Consider the following 23,278-nt stretch of genomic DNA (forward strand, 5'->3'; position numbering starts at 1 on the left):
CCCCATGACCAGCGGATTCAGACTGGAGCACGACAGCCTGGGCGAGATGCCGGTCCCGGCAGAGGCCTACTACGGCATCCAGACCCTGCGGGCCAGGGACAACTTTCACATCACGGGCATCACCATGGCCCACTATCCCCGGTTCATCACCGCCCTGGCCCACGTCAAGCACGCCGCGGCCATGGCCAATGCCTCCCTGGGGCTGCTCGACGAGCGCAAGAGCCGGGCCATCGGACGCGCCTGCGAGGAGATGGTCTCGGGCCTGCTGCACGACCAGTTCGTGGTGGACGTGGTGCAGGGCGGGGCCGGCACCTCGGCCAACATGAACGCCAACGAGGTCATCTGCAACCGCGCCCTGGAGCTGCTGGGCCACGAGCGCGGTCAGTACGAGTTCCTGCATCCGCTCAACGACGTGAACATGTCCCAGTCCACCAACGACGTGTATCCCTCGGCCCTCAACATCGCCCTGATCTTTGACCTGCGCGAGCTGATCGAGGCCATGGAGCATCTGCGCAAGGCGTTTCGGCGCAAGGGCGAGGAATTCGCGGACGTGATCAAGATGGGGCGCACCCAGCTTCAGGACGCGGTGCCCATGACTCTGGGCCAGGAGTTCACGGCCTGGTCGGTGACCATCGGCGAGGACGTGCAGCGCGTGGACGAGGCCGAGGACCTGGTCTACGAGATCAACATGGGGGCCACGGCCATCGGCACCAGCCTCAACGCCCATCCCGACTACACCCGCACCGTGACCGAGAAGCTGGTGGAGATCACCACCCTCAAGCTCGTCTCGTCGCCCGATCTGGTGGAGGCCACCCAGGACACCGGAGTCTATGTCCAGCTCTCGGGCGTGCTCAAGCGGGTGGCGGTCAAGCTCTCCAAGATATGCAACGACCTGCGCCTGCTCTCCAGCGGCCCCAGGTGCGGGCTGAACGAGATCAACCTGCCGGCCATGCAGCCCGGCTCGTCCATCATGCCGGGCAAGGTCAACCCGGTCATTCCGGAGGTGGTCAATCAGGTGGCATTTGCGGTCATCGGCCATGATGTCACGGTGTCCATGGCCAGCGAGGCCGGACAGCTCGAACTCAACGTCATGGAGCCGGTCATCGCCTTTTCCCTGTTCCAGACCATCAACATGCTCAGGCGCGCCTGTCTGACCCTGGCCGACAAATGCGTGTCCGGCATCACGGCCAACCGCGAGCGGTGCCGGGAGCTGGTGGAGAATTCCATCGGGCTGGTCACGGCCCTCAACCCGCACATCGGCTACGAGAAATCAGCCGAGATCGCCAAGGAGGCCATGCGCACTGGCGGCTCGGTCTACGACATCGTGCTCCAGAAGGGGTATCTGAGCCGGGACGAGCTTGAGGACATCCTCAAGCCGGAGAACATGGTCAGGCCCAGGTACATGCCCCGCAAGTGACCCTTGACCCCTGCCAGGAGCTGTGTCCCTTTGCTGGGTATCAGTGCCCACTGTTGCGGCCCTTCAAATGGAGAGCATGGAACGAGTCAATCAGGCTCGAAACGCCGTGGCTCTTTGGCCCGCTTGCATTCCGGCCCGATCTGGCGTAATGCTCTAGACATTGTCGAGACTGTTTCCGGGCATCTCGCCCGGAATTTTCATCTGTGGAGGAGACATGCGCTGCATCAGAGCACTGTCGGTCGGTCTGGTTCTGCTGGCCGTGGCCGGGTGTGCCTCGCTCAACCCTTTCCCAAGCCACATCTATTCCACGCCGCCGAGCAGCCGCGACACGCCGGGACCAGTCACCCACGATCCCAAGACGAACCCCTATACGGTCCTTGGGCAGACCTATTACCCGCTGACATCGGCCCAGGGCTACGACGAGGTGGGCGACGCCTCATGGTACGGCGAGGATTTTCACGGCAAGAAGACCGCCAACGGACAGATATATAACATGCACGGCATCTCGGCTGCGCACAAGACGTTGCCCCTTGGCACCAGGGTGCGCGTGACCAATCTTGAGAACGGGCGCAACGTGACCCTGGTCATCAATGACCGTGGGCCGTTCGTGCGCGGGCGGATCATCGATCTTTCCCACGGGGCGGCGCGGCAGGTAGGCTCGGTGGAGCGCGGCGTGGTCCGGGTGCGCGTCACGGCCCTGGATTCGCCGCCGGTCGAGCCGACGCGCTATGCCACTTCGGCCATCAAGTACTACCATGTGCGCGTGGGTGCCTTTGCCATCCGCTCCAACGCGGTCCGTGTCTACGACCAGCTGGTGGCCAGTGGCTACGGCGAGGCGCGGGTGAGTACGGTGGAGAGCAACGGCATGACCCTGCATGTGGTCCAGGCCGGGAGCTTTGTCAGCCGCGACAAGGCCGAGCAGGTGCTGGCCCGGCTCAAGCCGAGCTTTCCGGCCAGCTACATTGCCAGTTGAGCCTGACTGAGGCCGATGGACCGTCAGGTACGAAGAACCCCGCGCACGAGCCATCGTGCGCGGGGTTATTTCACGTTGCGAACCGGTTGGCCGCTGCGGGTGGGCTACTGCTTGAGGTGCCAGACGCCCTTGTCGTCCCGCCAGGCCTTGGCCATGATGGACTCGCCGGTCTTTTCGTCCTTGATGACCACATCGCGGTAGACGCGGTTCTCGGCCATGTAAGGCTCCTTGGGCGTGGCCGAGTAGGTGCTGCCGGTGTCAGGGTTGGTCCAGCTGGAGGGCTGGCCGCTCCTGTTGGTTTCCAGGGTCCGCTGGACCTGGGCCTCGTCGTGCTTGTCCCACTCGTTGCCGACGATGTAGCCCATCAGGGTGCCGACGCCCGCGCCGACAGCCGCGCCGAGCAGCTTGTCCTTGAAGGTCAGGGCGCCGATGGTGGCACCGGCGAGGCCACCGACCGTGGCTCCCTGCTGGGCCTTGTTGGCGCAGCCGAAGCCGGCGACCAGAAAGCAGACGAGAAGGGTGATGACAGCGGTATGTTTCATTGGGTACCTTCCTTTGTTTTGGGTTGGTCTTATGATAGCCACATTCGGTACTCTTTGTACAGAATGGGGTGGGCCGTTTTTTGGGAGGCTATCACGGGCGCATGCTCTTGTCATGCCTCTGCGCAGATTTCAGGCCCGCCTTTTGCAGGACGCGAACCGGCCCGCGCCGATGCGCCCGTCGGACACTGACGCCGAAATCAGGATTGAGGAAAAACGATGCTAAAAGCTCGATATATAATATTTTTTCTCTTTGCCATCTTCTGCCTGACGCCCGCTGCGGGGCAGGCCGAGATGGCCAAGAAGAACGTCCTCTATCTCAATTCGTACCACCGGGGCTACAAGTGGTCGGACGACATTTTCGATGGCGTGCGCTCTGTGCTTGAGGCCGGGCCGTACAAGATCGACCTTCAGATCGAATACATGGACATCAAGAAGTACCGGTACGAGGATGTCACCGGCATGCTCCTGCATTTGTACATGGAGAAATTCCGGGGCGAGCGGTTTGATGTGGTGCTGGTCTCGGACAACGATGCCTTCAATTTCGCGACCTATTACCGCGAAGAGCTTTTTCCCGGCGTCCCCCTGGTCTTCTGCGGGGTCAACGCGCTGACCCCCCGCGACCTCGAAGTGGGCAACCTGACCGGCGTGGTGGAGAATTTCGACCTCTCCCTGACCCTGGACGTGGCCCGCAGGCTCCACCCGGACAAGAGACACATGGTCGTGGTGGGCGATGCGTCCACAGCCGGGCTCGCCATCAAGCGTCAGATCGAGGACGCCGTGCCCCGGTACGAGCCACAGCTGGTGGTGGACTACTGGACCCACCTCTCGCTGCCCGACGTGCTCGAAAGGGTCAGGCGGCTTCCGCCCGACACCTTCCTCTTCTTCATCCCCTACTATCAGACCATGGGGAATAATTTCTACACAGCCGAGGAGGTGATGGCGGCCATCTACGCCAATTCGAGCGTGCCCATCTACACGGCGTGGGAATTTCTCATCGGCCACGGCGCGGTGGGAGGGCGCGTCCTTTCGGGCTATCAGCACGGCCAGGCAGCGGCGGGCATGGTCCTTGAAATCCTCGGCGGCAAGTCTGTCGACGACATTCCCGTTGATCACGAATATGCCGGAGACTTTGTCTTTGATTACAACGTAATGGACCGGCTGAACCTGACCGAGGACATGCTTCCGGAGGGCAGCCGCATCATCAATGCGCCCAAGGCCTTCTACGAACTGCCCAAGGAGCTGTTCTGGACCATCATGGTCAGCTTCGCGCTGCTGCTGGTGGTGACGGTGTTCCTGATCTTCGCCATGCTCGCGCGGCGCAAGGTGGAGCGCAAGATCAAGGACCAGCTCGCCTTCCAGGAAACGCTCATGGACACCGTGCCGCAGTTGCTCGCGTGGAAGGACATGAACGGGCGGTATCTCGGCGTCAACCGGGCCTTTGCCGAATTCTTCGGGTACAAGGATTCCGCGTTCGTCGTCTCCAAGACCACCCGCGAGGTCATCGTCGATAGCGAGTACGCCACGTGGGCCTTCAATGCGGACCAGCAGGCCATGCGCGACCCCGAGGCCGTGCGCAAGGTACGCCGCAAGCTCGAAGACGGGGCGGGCAACCAGGGGTGGCTTGAGATCAGCAAGGTGCCCATCCGCGACCAGTCGGGCCGGGTGGTGGGCCTGCTCAGCACGGCGGAGAACATCACCAAGGAGCACAACCTCGAAAAACAGCTCCTGCAATCGCAGAAAATGGAGGCCATCGGCACCCTGGCTGGCGGCATTGCGCATGATTTCAACAATATCCTGACTTCCATTATCAATTCTACCGAGTTGGCCCTGGGCGATGTGGAGCCCGATTCCGTGACCCGGCGCGACCTGGAGCGCGTGCTCAAGGCCGCCCGGCGGGGAGGTCGCGTGGTCAAGCAGATCCTCGCCTTCAGCCGCCCCTCCACCGAGGGGTTTCGGTCCACGGACGTTGGCGCGGTGGTGTCCGAGGCCTTGGGATTTCTGGAGGCGTCCATGCCCAGCAACATCGCGGTCCGCTCGCTTGTGGCCCCGTCTCTTTCCTGCGTGCTGGCCGACCCCACCCAGCTGCATCAGGTGGCCATGAACCTGTTCACCAACGCCTTCCACGCCCTGCGCGAGCAGGGCGGGGTCATTGAGGCGCGGGTGGAGCAGGTGCTTCTCGACGAGGACGAGGCTGGCGTCATCGGTCTGAACCACGGCTGGCATGTGCGTCTGACCATTGAGGACAACGGACCGGGCATCCCGCCGGAGATCGTGGACAAGATATTCGACCCGTTCTTCTCCACCAAGGACAAGACCGAAGGCACCGGGCTCGGACTGGCCGTGGTCCATGGCATCGTCAGGAGCCACAAGGGCGGGCTGCAGGTTTCGCCCAGAATCGGCGGCGGCACGGTCTTTGAGGTCTATCTGCCCAGAGCCGACGAGGCCGATGCCGAATGCCAGGCCCCGGCCAGCGACCGGGCGCGGCAGGGCGGCCACATCCTTTTTGTGGAGGATGACGAGGACCAACTCGATGCCACCCCGCGCCTGCTTGAGGTCATGGGCTACCAGGTGACGCCGGTGCGCAGCCCGGAGTCGGCCCTGGCCTTGGTCAGGATGTCCCCGTGCCCCTTTGACCTGCTCATTACCGATTACGACATGCCCGGCCTGAGCGGCACCCAGCTGGCCCGGCGGGTGGGCGATCTGGTGCCGCTGCTGCCGGTGATCCTGGTTTCCGGGCGTGAAGATGCCGCCATGGCGGCCTCGGACTTGCCCAATATCCGTCAGGTGGTTATCAAGCCATACGACAAGGATGATCTGGCAACCGCCATCGCCAGTGCCCTTGCTGTGGCAGGATGATCTGAGATAGTGGAAGGGACATGACCAATATCCTGGTGATAGACGACGACATCGAGGTCTGCGAGACTCTGGAGAGCCTCATAGGCAGGCTGTCGCATGTTTGCGACACGGCCCAGACCCTGAGCCGGGGAATGGCCCTGGCCAAGGCCGGAAGCTATGACGTCGTCTTCCTCGATGTGAGCCTGCCCGATGGAAACGGACTGGACATCCTGCCCCAGCTCATGGCACTGAGCGATCCGCCAGAGGTGATCATCCTCACGGGCCGGGGCGACCCGGACGGCGCGGAGATGGCCATTGAGGGCGGCGTGTGGGATTATCTGCTCAAACCGTCGAGCGTGCGCGAGATATCCCTGACTCTGGGCCGCGCCCTCAAATACCGCGAAGAGAAGGCGGGCAAGGCCGAGAGTGATTCCCTCGACCTCAGCGAGGTGGTGGGGGGCAGCCCGACTATCAAGGCGAGCTTCAAGCTCATGGCCCAGGCCGCGCGCTCGGACACCAATGTGCTCATCACCGGCGAGACCGGCACGGGCAAGGAACTTTTCGCTTCCACCATCCATCAGAATTCCAGGAGGCACGGTGGCCAGTTCGTGGTGGTGGACTGCGCCGGGCTGACCGAGACCCTGGTGGAATCCACCCTGTTCGGCCACCGCAAGGGGGCGTTCACCGGAGCCCAGGCTGACCGCATCGGCCTGATCAAGCTGGCCGACAAGGGGACGCTTTTTCTGGACGAGGTGGGCGAGATGCCCCTGTCCATCCAGAAAGTGTTCTTGCGCGTGCTTCAGGAGCGCACCTTCCGCCCGGTGGGCGATACTCGCGAGCAGACCAGCGATTTCCGGCTCGTGGCCGCCACCAACCGCGACCTCGACGCCATGGTGGAACAGGGACAGTTCAGGGCCGATCTGCTCTTTCGCATCAAGACCATGCGCATCCATCTGCCGCCGCTCTCCCAGCGGCCCGAGGATATCCGCGCCCTGGCCCTGTTTCAGGTGATACGGCTGTGCGAGCACTACGGCATGGAGAAGAAGAATTTCGGCTCCAATTTCTTCACCACCCTGGAGAGCTACAGCTGGCCGGGAAATGTCAGGGAACTCTTCAATATCCTGGAGAGGGCCGTGATCGAGGCGGGCCAGGAAAGGACCATCTACGCCATGCACCTGCCGCGCGCCCTGCGCATCGAGGTGGCCAAGGCGCAGATCGAGCGCATGACCGGCTCCCATGTGGTCACCGTCGGTTCCGGCCTGGTGGACGGGGTGTCTGTCCGAAAAATCGGACAGGAGATTTTCGAGGACATCTTTGACCAGGCCCTGCCTTCGCTGCGCGAGTTCAAGGGTACGGCGGAAAAGGTCTATCTTGGCGAACTGATCCGTCAGAGCGCGGGAGACCTGGCGCAGATCCTGAATGTGTCGGGGCTTTCGCGGTCCCATCTCTACTCGTTGCTCAAGAAGTATGGGTTGTCCCTGTGATGCGAGCGGGCCGGGCTGCCCGCAGGTGGATGCAGGCAGGGGTCTGGGGAAAAAAGAGGCGCATTGTGCGCCATTGGCCGGAGGGAACCTCTTTTATGCCGGGTTATCCGCACTATTTTTTGCGGGCGGGCGTTTTTGGGCTTCCTTTCATTTCGTCAAGTGTGTATGGAGGGCTAATACTTTTGCGTTCCACGCACGGTAACCATTTTCATCAAATAGGAGAGACACAGATGACCAAAGCAGAACTTGTTGCCAAAATCGCTGAGAAGAACGGCACCTCCAAGGCCCAGGCCGAGGCGTCCATGAATGCCATCCTCGATGTCATTCAGGGCGAGCTGGCCGCTGGAAACAAACTGACCCTGACGGGCTTCGGCACCTTCAGCGTCAGCGAGAGGAAGGCCCGCACCGGTCGCAACCCGCGCACCGGCAAGGAAATCAAGATTCCGGCCTGCAAGGTCGCTCAGTTCAAGCCCGGCAAGGTTCTGAAGGAAGCTGTGAAGTAGTTTTGTCACGCTGCTGATGAAGGAGCCCCCCTGCACGCGCAGGGGGGCTCTTTCTGTTTCCTGGCCTTGCAGTCAAGGGCGTGGTAGCCCTGCAGCATTGGAAATCAACGCAAACACCAGGAATAGTCATGAACCGCATCAGCGAGATTCTCGAAAAGATTGGCACGCTGGAAAACGAACTTTCCACCGAACTGGAGCGAAGGCACGACGAGCTGCGCGGCGTCATCAAGGAAAAAAAAGCGTGGTTCAGCGACGAGGTGGACCGGCGGCACAGGGAACTCGCCACACGGTTTCTGGATTACGTCTACGACTCCGGTTTCCTGAAGATACTGACCATTCCCGTCATCTGGGCCGCGCTGATCCCGGCGGTGTTTCTGGATATGGTGGTCTGCGTCTACCAGTTGGTCTGCTTTCCGGTGTACGGCATCCCGCGCGTCAGGCGTGGCCGGTATTTGGTCATTGACCGGTATGCCCTGGGCTACCTCAACTGGCTTGAGAAATGCAACTGCGTCTATTGCGGCTACTTCAACGGGTTGATGAGTTTTATACGCGAGGTGGCGGCCAGGACCGAGCAGTACTGGTGCCCGATACGCCACGCAAGGCCGGTGGTGCCCCACAGCCGCTACAAGCATTTCTTCGACTTCGGCGATGCCGGGGCCTACCGCGACGGGTTGGCCGAGGTCCGCAAAAAGTTTGATGACGTGGAGTCATACCGCAACTGACCCGGCCTCGGGAACCTCTCACTGCCCGGCGTGTCCCTAAAAAAGGATGAGTCTGTTTTTTCGGATTCATCCTTTTGTTGTGTTTTTATTGCGAAGTGGTACAAGTAATGACCAGATACTCCCGTTTGGCGCGATCTTTCTTTCATCCCGGGGGTGTGGCTCCTGTCCGGTTTTCCGGACGCAGGGGCGTCCCCGCTCTGGTCCTCGCGCAGTCTTCCTATTACAACATTTCGCTATGTTTGAACAAATGGTGAATCACCCATCTTGGCATGGAAGTTGATGCAGGGAGTTTCGGATTGATCGATCCGAACGCGACCGCACCAGCGGAGCATGTCAGATAACAAAGCCTCAGAGGAGAACGATGAAATGTCCAAGATGAAGACCATGGACGGCAACACGGCTGCGGCCTGGGTGGCCTATGCCATGAGCGAGACGGCGGCCATTTATCCCATCACCCCCTCGTCCACCATGGGCGAGATCGCGGACGAGTGGGCCGCCCAGGGCCGCGAGAACATTTTCGGCCAGAAGGTGCGCATCCGTCAGTTGCAGTCCGAGGCGGGCGCGGCAGGCGCGGTGCACGGCGCCCTGGCCGGCGGCGCGCTGACCTGCACCTTCACCGCGTCACAGGGACTTTTGCTCATGATCCCGAACATGTACAAGATCGCCGGAGAGCTTCTCCCCGGCGTTTTTCATGTCTCGGCCCGGGCCATCGCGGCCCACGCCCTGTCCATCTTCGGCGACCACCAGGACGTTATGGCCTGCCGCCAGACCGGATTCGCCATGCTCGCCTCGGCCAGCGTCCAGGAGGTCATGGACCTCTCCCTGGTCGCCCATCTGGCCACTGTTGAAGCCGGAGTGCCTTTCCTCAGCTTTTTCGACGGGTTTCGCACCTCGCACGAGATACAGAAGGTCGAGGTCATCGACTACGCGGACATGAAGCCGCTGCTGAACATGGACAAGGTGGCCGCCTTCCGCGCCCGGTCCATGAACCCGGAGCATCCGGACATCCGCGGCACGGCCCAGAACCCGGACATCTACTTCCAGGGCCGCGAGGCCTCCAACGCCCGCTATGACGTGATTCCCGGCATCGTGGAAGCGTACATGACCAAGGTCTCGGCCCTGACTGGCCGCAGCTACAAGCCCTTTGACTACGTGGGCGCGCCTGACGCCGAGCGCGTCATCATCGCCATGGGCTCGTCCTGTGAGGTCATCGAGGAGGCGGTCAACGCCCTGTGTGCGCGCGGCGAAAAGGTGGGCCTGATCAAGGTCCGGCTGTACCGCCCGTTCTCGGTCGAGCATTTCCTGTCCGTGCTGCCCGCGTCGGCCAAGACCGTGGCCGTGCTTGACAGGACCAAGGAGCCGGGGGCGCTTGGCGATCCGCTCTACCAGGACGTGCGCACCGTGTTCGGCGAGCAGGGCATGGACCTAACCGTGCTGGCGGGCCGCTACGGCCTGGGTTCCAAGGAGTTCACCCCGGCCATGGTTCAGGCCGTGTACGCCAACATGGCCGCTGCCGAGCCCGTGCGCCACTTCACCGTGGGCATCACCGACGACGTGACCAAGACCTCCCTGGCCGTGCCCGCCGTGGCCGACACCACGCCCGAGGGCACGGTCCAGTGCAAGTTCTGGGGGTTGGGCGCGGACGGCACCGTGGGCGCCAACAAGCAGGCCATCAAGATCATCGGCGACAACACCAACCTCTATGCCCAGGGATACTTTGCCTATGATTCCAAGAAGTCGGGCGGCATCACCATCTCCCACCTGCGCTTTGGCGAGAAGCCCATCCAGTCCTCCTATCTGGTCACGGCAGCCGATTACATCGCCTGCCACAATCCGAGCTATGTCCATCTTTACGATGTGCTCGACGGCATCAAGGAGGGCGGCACCTTTGTCCTCAACTGCCCCTGGACCGCCGCGCAGATGGAGATCGAGCTGCCTGCGGCCATGCGCCGGACCATCGCCCAGAAGGGGCTGAAGTTCTACACCGTGGACGCGGTCAAGATCGCGCAGCAGGCGGGCCTTGGCGGGCGCATCAACATGATCATGCAGACCGCCTTCTTCAAGCTGGCCGATGTCATTCCCTTTGACCAGGCCGTGGCCCTGCTCAAGGACGGCATCAAGAAGGCCTACGGCAAGAAGGGCGACAAGATCGTCAATATGAACAACGCCGCCGTGGACAACGCGGTGGACGCCATTGTCGAGATCAACGTGCCTGCGGCGTGGAAGACCCTGGCCGACGCCGCCCCGGTCAAACGCAACGAGCCGGAATACGTGACCAAGGTCATGCGCCCGGTGCTGGCCCAGCAGGGCGACACCCTGCCGGTCTCGGCCTTCAGCCTGGATGGCACCATGCCGGTGGCGACCTCGAAGTTCGAGAAGCGCGGCGTGGCCATCAACGTGCCCGAGTGGATCGCGGACAACTGCATCCAGTGCAACCAGTGCGCCTTTGTCTGTCCGCATTCCGCCCTGCGCGCGGTGCTGGCCGACGATGCCGAACTCAAGGGCGCGCCCGCCTCGTTCGCCACCCTCGAAGCCAAGGGCAAGGACGTCAAGGGGCTCAGCTTCCGGCTCCAGGTCAATGTCCTCGACTGCCTGGGCTGCGGCAACTGCGCCGACATCTGCCCGTCCAAGGACAAGGCCCTGGTCATGCAGCCCATCGCCACCCAGACCGGTGCGCAGGTTCCCAACTTCGAGTTCTCCGAGGCCGTTGCCTACAAGGACGCCTTCAAGCGCGACACGGTCAAGGGCAGCCAGTTCCGCCAGTCGCTGATGGAGTTCTCGGGCGCGTGCTCGGGCTGCGGCGAGACCCCGTATGTCAAGGTGCTGACCCAGCTCTTTGGCGAGCGCATGGTCATCGCCAACGCCACGGGCTGCTCGTCCATCTGGGGCGCGAGCGCGCCGACCACACCGTATTGCGTCAACCAGGACGGCCACGGCCCGGCCTGGGGCAACTCCCTGTTCGAGGACGCCGCCGAGTTCGGCTACGGCATTGACATGGCCCTGGCCCACCGCCGCGATCACCTGGCCCGGCTGGCGGTCACGGCCCTGGAATCAGCCCAGGGCGAGTTGAAGACCGCCCTGGCGGGCTGGCTGGCCAACCGCGACGACGCCGAAGGCTCGGCTGAGTGGGGCGGCAAGCTCAAGACCGCGCTCACAGGCGCGACCGATCCGGCCCTGGCCGAGATCGCGACCATGAGCGACCTGTTCACCAAGAAATCGGTTTGGATATTCGGCGGCGATGGCTGGGCCTACGACATCGGCTACGGCGGCGTGGACCATGTCCTGGCGTCGGGCGAGGATGTCAACATCCTGGTCATGGACACCGAGGTGTACTCCAACACCGGCGGCCAGTCGTCCAAGGCCACGCCGCTTGGCTCCATCGCCAAGTTCGCGGCCGCGGGCAAGACCACGGGCAAGAAGGACCTGGGCCGCATGGCCATGACCTACGGCTACGTCTACGTGGCCCAGGTGGCCATGGGCGCGGACAAGCAGCAGATGCTCAAGGCGTTCCGCGAGGCCGAGGCCTACAAGGGCCCCTCCCTGATCATCGCCTACGCGCCGTGCATCAACCAGGGCATCAAGAAGGGCATGGGCAAGACCCAGTACGAGCAGAAGCTGGCTGTCGATTCCGGCTACTGGCCGCTCTACCGCTACAACCCCACCCTGGCCGACGAGGGCAAGAACCCCTTCACCCTCGAATCCAAGGCCCCTGACGGAACCCTCCAGGAGTTCCTCTCCGGTGAAAACCGCTACGCCATGCTGGAGAAGTTCCATCCGGAAATCTCCAAGGCGTTCCGGGCGAAAATAGAGAAGGATTATACCACGAGGTACGCCATTCTGAGCCATCTGGCCGAAACCGACTTCAGCGCGGCTGGAGCGGGCGAGGCACAGGGCGATGTGGCGGCGTGCGACGCGGGTGTGTCCGCCGAAAGCCCCGGCTCTGGCGAGCCGTGTGACGACGGCAGATAGCGTTTGAGGATTGCGCGGGGTGCGGGTGTTTGCGGAGGCTTCTGCCTGGCCCTCGCCCCGCGCGTTTAGAGAAACGGGTGTGTGGTTGCACCGGTTTTTACACTTCAATGAGGAGTAGGGTACGATGTACACGTTAATGGCACTGGCACCGATTCTCACGGTGTTCTTCTTCCTGGTAATTTTGCGCTGGCCTGCCAAAAAGGCCATGCCCCTGGCCCTGATCGTGGCCGCCGGCCTGGCGTACTTCGTCTGGCAGGTTTCCGGCATGGTCATCGCCGCTTCCATCATCCAGGGTCTCGCGATCACTATCGCCATCCTCTGGATCGTCTTCGGCGCGCTCCTGATGCTCAACACCCTGACCAACAGCGGGGCCATCGCGGCCATTCGCGCAGGGTTCATGGACATCACCCCGGACCGTCGAATCCAAGCCATGATCATCGCCTGGTGCTTCGGTGCCTTCATCGAGGGCGCGGCCGGTTTCGGCACCCCTGCAGCGGTCTGCGCACCGCTGCTCATGGCGCTGGGCTTCCCGGCCATGGCTTCGGTCACCGTGGCCCTGATCATCCAGTCCACCCCGGTCACCTTTGGCGCGGTCGGCACCCCGATCCTGCTCGGCGTGCGCACCGGCCTGGACAACCCCATTGTCCATGACCTGCTGGGTAAAAACGGTATCGCCTTCATGGACTACATCTTCGAGATCGGTGCCACCGCCGCCATCATGCACGGCATCATCGGCATCATGATCCCGACCTTCCTGGCCGTCATGCTGACCCGCTTCTTCTCCAAGGAGAAGTCCATCGCCAGGGGTCTTGAGGCCCTGCCTTTCGGCATCTTTGCCGGTCTGGCCTTCACTGTTCCCTACATGCTGGTGGCCTGGTTCCTCGGCCCCGAGTTCCCGTCCCTGATCGGCGGCCTCGTCGGTCTGGCCCTGGTCGTCACCGCTGCCAAGAACAACTTCCTCACCCCCAAGAACACCTGGGACTTCGACGATCGTTCCGAGTGGCCCTCCGCCTGGATGGGTACCTGGGAGCCGAAGTTCGCCAAGGCTCCCGAGCACATGACCTTGCTCAAGGCCTGGGCTCCGTACGTCCTGGTCGGCCTGTTCCTGGTCATGTCCCGCAAGATCGATTGGATCAAGGGTGCCCTGACCTCGGTCAAGATTCCCATCAACAACATCTTTGACACCGGCATCGGCTACGTCATTGACCCCCTGTACATTCCCGGTTTCATCTTCGTGTGCGCCGTCATCTGCGCCTTCTTCATCCAGCGGATGAAGGTCAAGGACCTCTCTGATGCGGCCAAGCAGTCCTTCAAGACCACGGTGCAGGCGTCCTTTGCCCTTGGATTCGCCATCCCCATGGTGCGCGTGTTCATCAACTCCGGCGAGAAGTTCAACGCCTCTGGGCTGGCTTCCATGCCCCTTGAGCTGGCCAACGGCGTCGCCGCCCTGGCGGGTACCGCGTGGACCGGCTTTGCGGCGGTCATCGGCTCCCTGGGTGCCTTCATCGCGGGTTCGAACACCGTGTCCAACATGATGTTCTCCCTGTTCCAGTTCGGCGTGGCCTCCCAGATCGACGTGCCGCAGTCCATCATCGTGGCCCTGCAGGCCGTGGGCGGCGCTGCCGGCAACATGATCACGGTCCACAATGTCGTGGCCGCCGCCGCAGTGGTGGGCCTGATGGACCGCGAGGGCGAGATCATCCGCAAGACCCTCATCCCCATGACCTATTACCTGATCTTCGCCGCCATCATCGGCACCGTCATGATCAGTTCCGGTTGGGGCACTGTCCTGAAGTAACCGCGTCCCCCGGACGCGAGAACATGTTATGTCGGGAGGGGAGGATATCCTCCCCTCCCACCATGGACACAAATTTTCCAAGGAGATACGGAAATGGGTGCTGAAAAGCTCATCAAGGATTTTGAGGCCGCAGTCGGTGCGGACAATGTTATGACCAGCGAGACTGATCGCCACGCCTATTCCTATGATGCGGCGGTGCTCGATTCCGTCATGCCTGCCATGGTCGTCCGGCCCACCACCAGCGAGGCGCTGGGCCAGGCCACCAAGCTGTGTAACGACAACGGACTTCCGCTCACCGTGCGCGGCGCGGGAACCAACCTTTCCGGCGGCACCATCCCCCATCCGGGTGGTGTGGTCGTCCTGACCAATGGCTTGAGCCGCATCCTCGAGATCAACGAGGCGGACATGTACGCCGTGGTCGAGCCGGGCGTGATCACGGCCAAGTTCGCCGCAGAAGTGGCCAAGCGCGGCCTGTTCTATCCGCCCGATCCGGGCAGCCAGACCGTCTCCACCCTGGGCGGCAACGTGGCCGAGAATGCGGGCGGCCTGCGCGGCCTAAAGTACGGTGTGACCAAGGACTACGTCATGGGCGTGGACTTCTGGGACGTGAACGGCCAGATGGTCAAGTCCGGCTCGCGTACGGTCAAGTGTGTCACCGGCTACAACCTGTCCGGGCTCATGATCGCCTCCGAGGGCACGCTGGGCGTGTTCGACAGGATCATCCTCAAGCTCATTCCCCCGCCGCAGGCAGCCAAGTCCATGATGGCCATCTTCCCCTCCATGAAGGCCGCTTCCGAGACCGTGGCCGCCATCATCGCCAACAAGATCGTGCCCGCCACCCTTGAGATGATGGACAACTTCACCATCCGCGCGGTGGAGAATTTCCGCGGCGCGGGGTTGCCCGTGGATGCGGCGGCCCTGTTGCTGATCGAGGTGGACGGGCATCCGGCCCAGGTGGCCGACGAGGCCGCCAAGGTCGAGGAAATATGCCGGAAGAACGGTGCCACCGAATTGAAGGTGGCCAAGGACGCCGCCGAGCGCGACGCGGTCTGGCAGGCAAGACGCGACGCGCTGCCCGCCCTGGCCAAGCTCAAGCCCACCTGCGTGCTTGAGGATGCCACGGTGCCGCGCTCCAAGATCCCGGCCATGATCGAGGCCCTGGGCCAGATCAGCAAGAAGTACGACCTGACCATCGGCACCTTTGGCCACGCGGGCGACGGCAACCTGCACCCGACCATCCTGACCGACAAGCGCGACAAGAAGGAATGGGAGCGCGTGGAGCACGCCATCGACGAGATATTCGAGCGCGCCCTGGCCCTGGGCGGCACCCTGTCCGGCGAGCACGGCATCGGCATGGCCAAGTCCAAGTACCTGGAGCAGGAGACCTCGCGCGCCACGCTGGAATACTCCCGCCGCATGAAGTCCGTTCTCGACCCCAAGGGCATCCTCAATCCCGGCAAGATCATCGGCCTGAAGTCCGAAGGGTAGGGGGAATCATGGCAGATATCCACAAGCTTGCCCAAATGCTCAAGGAGCTGGACGACCAGCTGGTCGGCTGCATGCGCTGCGGCATGTGCCAGGCCGTTTGTCCCATATTCGCCCAGACCGGGCGCGAGGCCGATGTCACGCGGGGCAAGCTCGCCCTGCTCGACGGGCTGGCCAAAGAGATGCTCACCGACGCCGAAGGGGTCAACGAGAAGCTCAACCGCTGCCTTTTGTGCGGCACCTGCCAGTCAAACTGTCCCAGCGGCGTGAAGATCATGGACATCTTCCTCAAGGCCCGGGCCATCATGACCGGCTACTTCGGCCTGTCCCCTGTCAAGCGCGCCATCTTCCGGGGCATGTTGCAGAACCCGAAGCTCTTCAACGCCCTGACCAGCATGGGCTCCAAGTTTCAGGGGTTGTTCACCAAGAAGGTGGACGACATGCTTGGCTCGTCCTGCGCCCGGTTCAACTCGCCGATCATCGGCGACCGCCACTTCCGCACCCTGGCCGAGAAGCCGCTGCACACGATCGTGCCCGAGCTGGACACCCCGGCCGGAAAGAGCGGGATCAAGGTCGCCTTCTATGTGGGCTGCGTCATCGACAAGATATTCCCCCATGTGGGCCAGTCCATCATCGATGTGCTGACCCGGCACGGGGTGGGCATCTACATGCCGTCGGGCCAGGCGTGCTGCGGCATCCCGGCCCTGTCGAGCGGCGACACTGCCACCTTCGACACCCTGGTGGCCATGAACGTGGAGCGGATGGCCGAGGGCGAATTCGACTACCTCGTCACTGGCTGCGCCACCTGCACCTCCACCATCAAGGAGCTGTGGCCGCACATGTTCAAGGGGCCGTCGGCGCTCAAGTACGACATCGGCGTGATTGAAAGAAAAACCATGGACATCAGCCAGTTCCTCGTGGATATATTGAAACTGGAGCCAAAAGTGCAGACCGGCGGACGGACCGTGACCTACCACGATCCCTGCCACCTGAAGAACGCGCTGGGCATCACCGCCCAGCCCCGCGCCCTGATCAAGGCAGCGGGTTGCGGCTTCAAGGAGATGGCCGAGGCGGGCGTGTGCTGCGGCTGCGGTGGCAGCTTCAATATCGCTTACTATGAAATGTCCAAGAAGATCGGCAGCCGCAAGGCGGACAATATCATGGCCTCTGGCGCTGACACCGTGGCCACCAGCTGTCCGGCCTGCATGCTCCAGATCACGGACATGCTTTCGCAGAAAAAAGCCGGTATCGATGTGAAACACGTCATCGAACTCTACGCCGACGGCTGCTAGGCCGCCGGGAGCGGCTGGCCACCGGGGTCAGCCGCTCGTTCATCTTTGAACTGTCTGCCGGGCCAGCGCCGACAGACCGAAAAGGAAAGCACTATGTCCAAGAACCTGTATGTGACCGCGACGGAATCGCGAAGCGGCAAGTCCGCCATCGTCCTCGGCGTGTTGCAGATGATCCTGCGGGAACTGCACAATGTCGCCGTTTTCCGGCCCATCATCAATGATCCGGGCGAGGGGAGGAAGGACCACGACATCGAGCTGATGATCGAGCACTTCAAGCTTTCCATCCCCTATCGCGACACCTACGCCTACACCCTCAAGCAGGCGCGCGAGCTGATCAACTCCGGTCAGCATGCCCTGCTGCTCGAAAATATTCTCAAGAAATACAAAGACCTCGAAGCCCAATATGACTTCGTGCTCTGCGAAGGCACGGACTTCAAGGGCAAAGATCCCGCCTTTGAGTTCGACATCAACGCGGACATCGCGGCCAACATCGGCGCCCCCATGCTGGTGGTCTGCTCCGGGCTGGACAAGTCGCCCGAGGAAGTCATCTCCGTCTCCCAGACCACCATCGACACGCTGGAGGAGAAGGGCGTGGACCTCGTGGGCTGCATCGTCAACCGTGCGCCCGAGGGCGTGACCCGCGAGATGGCCAGCCTCATCGAGTGCAAGGTGCGCTGCAAGGAGCCCATGCCCGTCTACAGCATCCCGGAGAACGAGGCCCTGGGCAAGCCCACCATCGGCGATGTCAAGCGCTGGCTTGATGCCGACGTGCTCTACGGCCACAGCGGCATGCACGGGCTGGTGGACAACTATGTGGTCGCGGCCATGCAGATAGGCAACTTTCTTGGTTACATCCGGACCGGCAGCCTGATCATCACCCCGGGCGACCGCTCGGACATCATCCTGTCGAGTCTTGCCTCGCGGCTGTCCAGCTCCTATCCGGACATTTCCGGCATCGTGCTCACCGGCGGGCTGAACGTGTCCACCAATGTGCACAAGCTCATCGAGGGGTGGACCGGCGTGCCAGTGCCCGTGCTCTCGGTCAAGGGCCACACCTACCAGACCGTGCAGGAGCTGACGCGCCTGTATGGCCGCATCGAGACCCACGACGACCAGCGCATTGCCACGGCGCTTGGCGGATTTTCCCAGCATGTGGACGTGCAGGAGCTGCGCGACCGGGTCATCGAGCAGCGCTCCACCCGCGTCACGCCCAAGATGTTCGAGTATTCGCTGGTGGAGAAGGCGTCCGGCAACAAGCAGCGCATCGTCATGCCCGAAGGTTCGGGCGAGCGCATCCTGCGCGCCACCGACATCCTGCTGCGCCGCGGCGTGGCCGAGATGATCCTGCTGGGCAAGCCCGAGGAGCTCAGGGCCAAGGCGTCGGCGCTGGGCGTGGACATTTCGGGCGCGCGGATCATCGATCCCAGTGAGTCCGAGCTGCTCGATCCCTTTGCCGAGGAATATCTGGAACTGCGCAAGCACAAGGGCGTCATTGCCGAGATGGCCTGGGACCGCATGCGCGACCCCACCTATTTCGCCACCATGATGGTCCACAAGGGGTTTGCAGACGGCATGGTCTCCGGCTCGGTGACCACCACGGCCCAGACCATCCGCCCGGCCTTCGAGTTCGTCAAGACCAAGCCGGGCTGCTCCATCGTCTCCTCGGTCTTCCTCATGTGCCTCAAGGACCGCGTGCTGGTCTACGGCGACTGCGCGGTGAACCCCAACCCCAACGCCCAGCAGCTGGCCGAGATCGCCATTGCCTCGGCAGAGACCGCGCGCATCTTCGGCATAGAGCCCAAGGTGGCCATGCTCAGCTACTCCACCGGCGATTCGGGCAAGGGTGAGGATGTGGAAAAGGTCATCGAGGCCGCCAGGATCGCCAAGGCGTTGGTCAAGGAGCGCGGCCTGGGCTTCCCCATCGAGGGGCCGCTTCAGTACGACGCCGCCGTGGACCCGGACGTGGCCGCGGTCAAGATGCCCCATTCCGAGGTGGCTGGGCAGGCCTCGGTCTTTATCTTCCCTGATCTCAATACCGGCAACAACACCTACAAGGCCGTGCAGCGCGCTGCCAACGCCGTGGCCATCGGCCCCATCCTCCAGGGGCTGAACAAGCCTGTCAACGACCTCTCGCGCGGCTGCACCGTGCCGGACATCGTCAACACCGTGGCCATCACCGCCATCCAGGCGCAGGCCGAAAAGGGCAACTAGCATGAAAGTACTTGTCATCAACTCAGGCAGTTCATCCATCAAATACCAGCTCCTGGACATGCAGACCGAGGCCGTGCTGGTCTCGGGCCTGGTGGAGCGCATCGGCGAGGCCAAGGGCGAGCTGACCAACAAGGCGTTCCCCGGCACTGACCGGCAGGTGGTGACTAAAATCGAGCAGCCCATTCCGGATCACAACACCGGCATGCGGCTGGCCATCGAGCTGATCACCGACCCGGAAAAGGGCGTGATCAAGGATCGCGGCGAGATCGACGCGGTGGGCCATCGCGTGGTGCACGGCGGCGAGGAGTTCCACCAGCCCACGATCATCACCGCCGAGGTCATCCGGGCCATCGAGGCCACGGTGCCGCTGGCCCCGCTGCACAATCCGGCCAACCTGGACGGCATCCGCGTGGCCGTGGAGCTGTTTCCCGGCGTGCCGCAGGTGGCCGTGTTCGACACCGCCTTTCACCAGACCATCCCGGCCCACGCCTACATGTACGCGCTGCCCTACGCCCTGTATGCGACCGACCGCGTGCGCCGCTACGGCTTTCATGGCACCTCGCACAAATTTGTGGCCGGGGAGTGCGCAAAGCTGCTGGGCAAGCCGCTCGACAAGTGCAACCTGATCACCGTCCATCTGGGCAACGGCTGCTCCATGACCGCCGTGGAGCAGGGCAAAAGCGTGGACACCTCGCTCGGGCTGACTCCCCTTGAGGGACTGGTCATGGGCACCCGCTCCGGCGATGTGGACCCGGCTGTCCACGCCTTCCTGGCGCGCAACAAGGGCATGGGTATCGAGGAAATCGACACCATGCTCAACAAGGAGTCCGGTCTCAAGGGGCTGTGCGGCATGAACGACATGCGCGACATCCACGCGGCCATAGCCAAGGGCGACGTCAGGGCCGGGCTTGCTCTGGATGTCCAGACCTACCGCAACCGCAAATACATCGGCGCATACATGGCCGTGCTTGGCCGGGTGGACGCCATCGTCTTCACCGCGGGCATCGGCGAGAACGACGACATTGTCCGCCGCGAGTCCCTCAAGGGGCTTGAGTGCCTGGGTGTGAAGATCGACGCCGAGGCCAACGGACAGCGCGCCAAGGAGCCGCTGAAGATCAGCGCTGCCGACAGCACTGTCGCGGTCTGGGTCATTCCGACCAACGAGGAACTTGCCATCGCGCGAGAAACGAAGAGCGTTTTGAACTAGCATCCGGATGCGGCCTGGCCGGGGGGTCGGGCCAAACGGGGGAGGGTACCCATGACAACCAGCACTGAATACTGCCAGACGTTCATCGAGAAGGCCAAGGCCGTCTCCGCGTTCGTCACTGAAGTGAAAACCGAGGACGAGGCGCTCAAGTACGTCATCGACCTGTGCGACACCAAGGAGGCGTGCCAGCTGCTCGTCTCCGGCTGCGAGCGCGACCTGTCGGAAAAGGCCGAAAAGCTGTGCGACGCCAAGCAGAAAAAGGTCATCGCCGCGCCTGGCCTGAAGAAGCCGCTCTATGACAAGCTCGCGGAGATGAGCGCCAAGGCGGGTTTCGAATGCATCGATTCCGGCATGCGCGAGCATCTGGCCGGGGTGGACATCGGCTTCACCTTTGCCGAATACGGTCTGGCCGAGACCGGCACCCTGATGCTCGACTGTCCGAGCGAGGACCTGCGCCTGGCCACCATGGTCAGCGAGTTCCATGTCTGCGTGCTGCCCAAGTCCAAGATCCGCAAGGACAGCTACGCGGTGGAAAAGATGATGCTCACCCGCATGGGCAAGACCCCGGATTATCTGGCCTTCATTACCGGAGCCAGCCGCACCGCCGACATCGAGCGCGTCCTCGCGCTGGGCGTCCACGGTCCCCTTGAACTGCACATCCTGCTCCTGGAGGACTAGCCATGCAGAAAGCCGACAATCTCAAGGAATACCGCAGCGAGCTGCGCGAGTCGCTGGATAACGACTTCCTGCGCACCACGCTCGACAACTTCGCCATCGCCTATCGCACCGGGCGCGCCAACGCCTTCAAGGGCATGGACGTGCGCGGCCTGATCGACGAGATCGCCTGCTCCAAGGACGAAGCCGCCGCCCACCTGGACGACCTGTACAAGGAGTTCAAGACCAAGGCCGAGGCGGCGGGCGTGCATGTGCATCTGGCCAAGGACGCCAAGGCGGCCAACGCCATCATCGCTTCCATCGCCAAGAACGCCAACTGCAAGAAGATCGTCAAGTCCAAGTCCATGACCGCCGAGGAGACGCTCCTCAACCATGCGCTGGAGGACGAGGGGCTTGAGGTGACCGAGACCGACCTTGGCGAGTGGATCATCCAGCTGCGCCACGAGGGACCGTCACACATGGTCATGCCCGCCATCCACCTGTCGCGCTATCAGGTGGGCGACCTGTTCACCGAAGTCACGGGCAAGAAGCAGGACAGCGAGATCGAGAAGCTGGTCAAGGTGGCCCGCCGCGAGCTGCGCCAGAAGTACGTCGAGGCCGACATGGGCATCTCCGGCGCCAACTTCGCCGTGGCCGAGACCGGCACCATCGGGCTGGTCACCAACGAGGGCAACGCCCGGCTGGTGACCACGCTGCCCCGCGTCCATGTGGCGCTCATGGGTCTGGACAAGCTGCTGCCCACCCTGCACGACGCCCTGCGCATCCTCAAGGCGCTGCCGCGCAACGCCACAGGCCAGGCCATCACTTCCTACGTCACCTGGATCACCGGGGCCAACGAGTGTGCGTCCGCGCCCGACGGCAAGAAGGAAATCCACTTCGTCATGCTCGACAACGGGCGTAGCGAGCTGGCCAAGGATCCGCTCTTCTCCCAGGTGCTTCGCTGCGTGCGCTGCGGCGCGTGCGCCAACGTCTGTCCGGTCTACCGGCTGGTGGGCGGCCACAAGATGGGCCACATCTACATCGGGGCCATCGGCCTGATTCTGACCTACTTCTTCCACGGCAAGCATGCGGCCAAGAACCTGATCCAGAACTGCATCAACTGCGAGGCGTGCAAGGACATCTGCGCGGGCGGCATCGACCTGCCGCGCCTGATCAAGGCGATCCACGCCCGTATCCAGGATGAGGACGGCCACCCGTTGCCGAGCCTGCTGCTGGGCACGGTGCTCAAGAACCGCAAGCTCTTCCACACCCTGCTGCGCACGGCCAAGTGGGCGCAAAAGCCCGTGGCCGAGAAGGACGGCTTCATCCGCCACCTGCCCATGATCTTCTCCAAGGAGCACGGGTTCCGTGCCTTGCCGACCATTGCCGAGACCCCGTTCAGGGACAAGTGGGCCGAAATCCGCCCGACCGTGGAGAACCCCAAGTACCGCGTGGCCCTGTTCTCCGGCTGCGTGCAGGACTTCGTGTACCCGGAGCAGATGCAGGCGGCGGTCAAGCTGTTCGCCGCCGAGTCCGTGGCCATGGAGTATCCCATGGATCAGTCCTGCTGCGGCCTGCCCGTGCAGATGATGGGCGAGATGAAGGCGTCGCGCGATGTCTGCGTGCAGAACCTGCGCGCCTTCGAGGCGGGCGACTACGACTACGTCATCACCCTGTGCGCCTCCTGCGCCGCCCACCTCAAGCACAACTACCCCAAGCTGGTCATGGACACCCCGAGCCTGGCGCTCAAGGCCGCCGAGTTCGCGGCCAAGGTCATCGACTACAGCTCCTTTGTCCACGACGTGCTCAAGGTCAAGGCCGAAGACTTCACCCAGTCTGGCGGCAAGGCCACGTATCACGCCCCGTGCCACCTGTGCCGCGGGCTCGATGTCCACGCCGCGCCGCGCGAGCTGATCGCCACCGGCGGCATGGAGTATGTGGAGTGCAACGAGGAGGAGGTCTGCTGCGGATTCGGCGGCACCTTCTCCATGAAGTTCCCGGAGCTTTCGGCAGAGCTGCTCAAGAAGAAGCTGGGCAATGTCGAGGCCACCGGGGCCGAGGTGCTCCTGACCGATTGTCCGGGCTGCATCATGCAGCTGCGCGGTGGCCTGAAGACCAGGGGGTCGGCCATCAGGGTCCGGCACGTGTCCGAGGTGCTGGCCGACAATCTGAAGAAATAGCAAACG

The 23,278-nt window shown here is 63.0% G+C and carries 15 protein-coding genes; 14 read left to right on the plus strand and 1 reads right to left on the minus strand.

What is annotated here, in order from left to right; genetic code table 11:
* Window positions 1-4 precede the first annotated feature (4 nt).
* Together aspA and DAES_RS05310 are read left to right on the plus strand one after the other, a co-directional pair.
* Window positions 5-1,417: an aspartate ammonia-lyase gene (aspA, locus tag DAES_RS05305; protein ID WP_013514008.1), complete on the plus strand. Its 1,413-nt coding sequence runs from the start codon at window positions 5-7 to the stop codon at window positions 1,415-1,417.
* Window positions 1,418-1,631: 214 nt separating this feature from the next.
* Window positions 1,632-2,390 carry a septal ring lytic transglycosylase RlpA family protein gene (locus tag DAES_RS05310; protein ID WP_013514009.1) on the plus strand — a complete coding sequence of 253 codons (759 nt, stop codon included), beginning with the start codon at window positions 1,632-1,634 and terminating at the stop codon, window positions 2,388-2,390.
* Window positions 2,391-2,494: 104 nt separating this feature from the next.
* On the opposite strand, the gene DAES_RS05315 is transcribed toward DAES_RS05310, so the two are convergent.
* Window positions 2,495-2,932: a glycine zipper domain-containing protein gene (locus DAES_RS05315; RefSeq protein WP_013514010.1), complete on the minus strand. Its 438-nt coding sequence runs from the start codon at window positions 2,930-2,932 to the stop codon at window positions 2,495-2,497.
* 216 nt (window positions 2,933-3,148) lie between these two features.
* On the opposite strand from DAES_RS05315, the gene DAES_RS05320 reads away from it, so the two are divergent.
* From DAES_RS05320 to ldhH, 12 genes are all read left to right on the plus strand, one after another.
* Complete coding sequence (locus tag DAES_RS05320; RefSeq protein WP_013514011.1) at window positions 3,149-5,788, plus strand: hybrid sensor histidine kinase/response regulator; 2,640 nt, start codon at window positions 3,149-3,151, stop codon at window positions 5,786-5,788.
* Between the two features lie 20 nt (window positions 5,789-5,808).
* Window positions 5,809-7,251 (plus strand): sigma-54-dependent transcriptional regulator, encoded by a 1,443-nt coding sequence (locus tag DAES_RS05325; RefSeq protein WP_013514012.1) that lies wholly within the window; start codon window positions 5,809-5,811, stop codon window positions 7,249-7,251.
* Window positions 7,252-7,481: 230 nt separating this feature from the next.
* A complete protein-coding gene (locus DAES_RS05330; protein WP_013514013.1) occupies window positions 7,482-7,754 on the plus strand; it encodes an HU family DNA-binding protein in 273 nt (90 codons plus the stop codon).
* A gap of 128 nt (window positions 7,755-7,882) precedes the next feature.
* Complete coding sequence (locus DAES_RS05335; RefSeq protein WP_013514014.1) at window positions 7,883-8,476, plus strand: hypothetical protein; 594 nt, start codon at window positions 7,883-7,885, stop codon at window positions 8,474-8,476.
* A gap of 366 nt (window positions 8,477-8,842) precedes the next feature.
* Entirely contained in the window at window positions 8,843-12,445 is a 3,603-nt protein-coding gene (gene nifJ, locus DAES_RS05340; protein WP_013514015.1) for a pyruvate:ferredoxin (flavodoxin) oxidoreductase, read from the plus strand.
* 124 nt (window positions 12,446-12,569) lie between these two features.
* Window positions 12,570-14,243, plus strand: a complete 1,674-nt coding sequence (locus tag DAES_RS05345; protein WP_013514016.1) for an L-lactate permease — start codon at window positions 12,570-12,572, stop codon at window positions 14,241-14,243.
* Between the two features lie 93 nt (window positions 14,244-14,336).
* Window positions 14,337-15,731 (plus strand): FAD-binding oxidoreductase, encoded by a 1,395-nt coding sequence (locus DAES_RS05350; protein WP_013514017.1) that lies wholly within the window; start codon window positions 14,337-14,339, stop codon window positions 15,729-15,731.
* Between the two features lie 8 nt (window positions 15,732-15,739).
* Window positions 15,740-17,020, plus strand: coding sequence for a (Fe-S)-binding protein (locus tag DAES_RS05355; protein WP_013514018.1), 1,281 nt, complete (start codon window positions 15,740-15,742; stop codon window positions 17,018-17,020).
* Window positions 17,021-17,113: 93 nt separating this feature from the next.
* Window positions 17,114-19,231, plus strand: coding sequence for a phosphate acetyltransferase (pta, locus tag DAES_RS05360; protein WP_013514019.1), 2,118 nt, complete (start codon window positions 17,114-17,116; stop codon window positions 19,229-19,231).
* Between the two features lies 1 nt (window position 19,232).
* Window positions 19,233-20,438, plus strand: a complete 1,206-nt coding sequence (locus tag DAES_RS05365) for an acetate/propionate family kinase (RefSeq protein ID WP_013514020.1) — start codon at window positions 19,233-19,235, stop codon at window positions 20,436-20,438.
* A gap of 51 nt (window positions 20,439-20,489) precedes the next feature.
* Window positions 20,490-21,116, plus strand: a complete 627-nt coding sequence (locus DAES_RS05370; protein WP_013514021.1) for a lactate utilization protein — start codon at window positions 20,490-20,492, stop codon at window positions 21,114-21,116.
* A gap of 2 nt (window positions 21,117-21,118) precedes the next feature.
* A complete protein-coding gene (ldhH, locus tag DAES_RS05375; RefSeq protein ID WP_013514022.1) occupies window positions 21,119-23,272 on the plus strand; it encodes an L-lactate dehydrogenase (quinone) large subunit LdhH in 2,154 nt (717 codons plus the stop codon).
* The last annotated feature ends 6 nt before the right edge of the window (window positions 23,273-23,278 follow it).

It is taken from the genome of Pseudodesulfovibrio aespoeensis Aspo-2 (assembly GCF_000176915.2).
Taxonomy (GTDB): domain Bacteria; phylum Desulfobacterota; class Desulfovibrionia; order Desulfovibrionales; family Desulfovibrionaceae; genus Pseudodesulfovibrio; species Pseudodesulfovibrio aespoeensis.

What these genes read in the sequence shown, in the direction of transcription:
- aspA (WP_013514008.1), top strand. Translation starts at nt 5, where the DNA reads ATGACCAGCGGATTCAGACTGGAGCACGACAGCCTGGGCGAGATGCCG.
- DAES_RS05310 (WP_013514009.1), top strand. Translation starts at nt 1,632, where the DNA reads ATGCGCTGCATCAGAGCACTGTCGGTCGGTCTGGTTCTGCTGGCCGTG.
- DAES_RS05315 (WP_013514010.1), bottom strand. Translation starts at nt 2,932, where the DNA reads ATGAAACATACCGCTGTCATCACCCTTCTCGTCTGCTTTCTGGTCGCC.
- DAES_RS05320 (WP_013514011.1), top strand. Translation starts at nt 3,149, where the DNA reads ATGCTAAAAGCTCGATATATAATATTTTTTCTCTTTGCCATCTTCTGC.
- DAES_RS05325 (WP_013514012.1), top strand. Translation starts at nt 5,809, where the DNA reads ATGACCAATATCCTGGTGATAGACGACGACATCGAGGTCTGCGAGACT.
- DAES_RS05330 (WP_013514013.1), top strand. Translation starts at nt 7,482, where the DNA reads ATGACCAAAGCAGAACTTGTTGCCAAAATCGCTGAGAAGAACGGCACC.
- DAES_RS05335 (WP_013514014.1), top strand. Translation starts at nt 7,883, where the DNA reads ATGAACCGCATCAGCGAGATTCTCGAAAAGATTGGCACGCTGGAAAAC.
- nifJ (WP_013514015.1), top strand. Translation starts at nt 8,843, where the DNA reads ATGTCCAAGATGAAGACCATGGACGGCAACACGGCTGCGGCCTGGGTG.
- DAES_RS05345 (WP_013514016.1), top strand. Translation starts at nt 12,570, where the DNA reads ATGTACACGTTAATGGCACTGGCACCGATTCTCACGGTGTTCTTCTTC.
- DAES_RS05350 (WP_013514017.1), top strand. Translation starts at nt 14,337, where the DNA reads ATGGGTGCTGAAAAGCTCATCAAGGATTTTGAGGCCGCAGTCGGTGCG.
- DAES_RS05355 (WP_013514018.1), top strand. Translation starts at nt 15,740, where the DNA reads ATGGCAGATATCCACAAGCTTGCCCAAATGCTCAAGGAGCTGGACGAC.
- pta (WP_013514019.1), top strand. Translation starts at nt 17,114, where the DNA reads ATGTCCAAGAACCTGTATGTGACCGCGACGGAATCGCGAAGCGGCAAG.
- DAES_RS05365 (WP_013514020.1), top strand. Translation starts at nt 19,233, where the DNA reads ATGAAAGTACTTGTCATCAACTCAGGCAGTTCATCCATCAAATACCAG.
- DAES_RS05370 (WP_013514021.1), top strand. Translation starts at nt 20,490, where the DNA reads ATGACAACCAGCACTGAATACTGCCAGACGTTCATCGAGAAGGCCAAG.
- ldhH (WP_013514022.1), top strand. Translation starts at nt 21,119, where the DNA reads ATGCAGAAAGCCGACAATCTCAAGGAATACCGCAGCGAGCTGCGCGAG.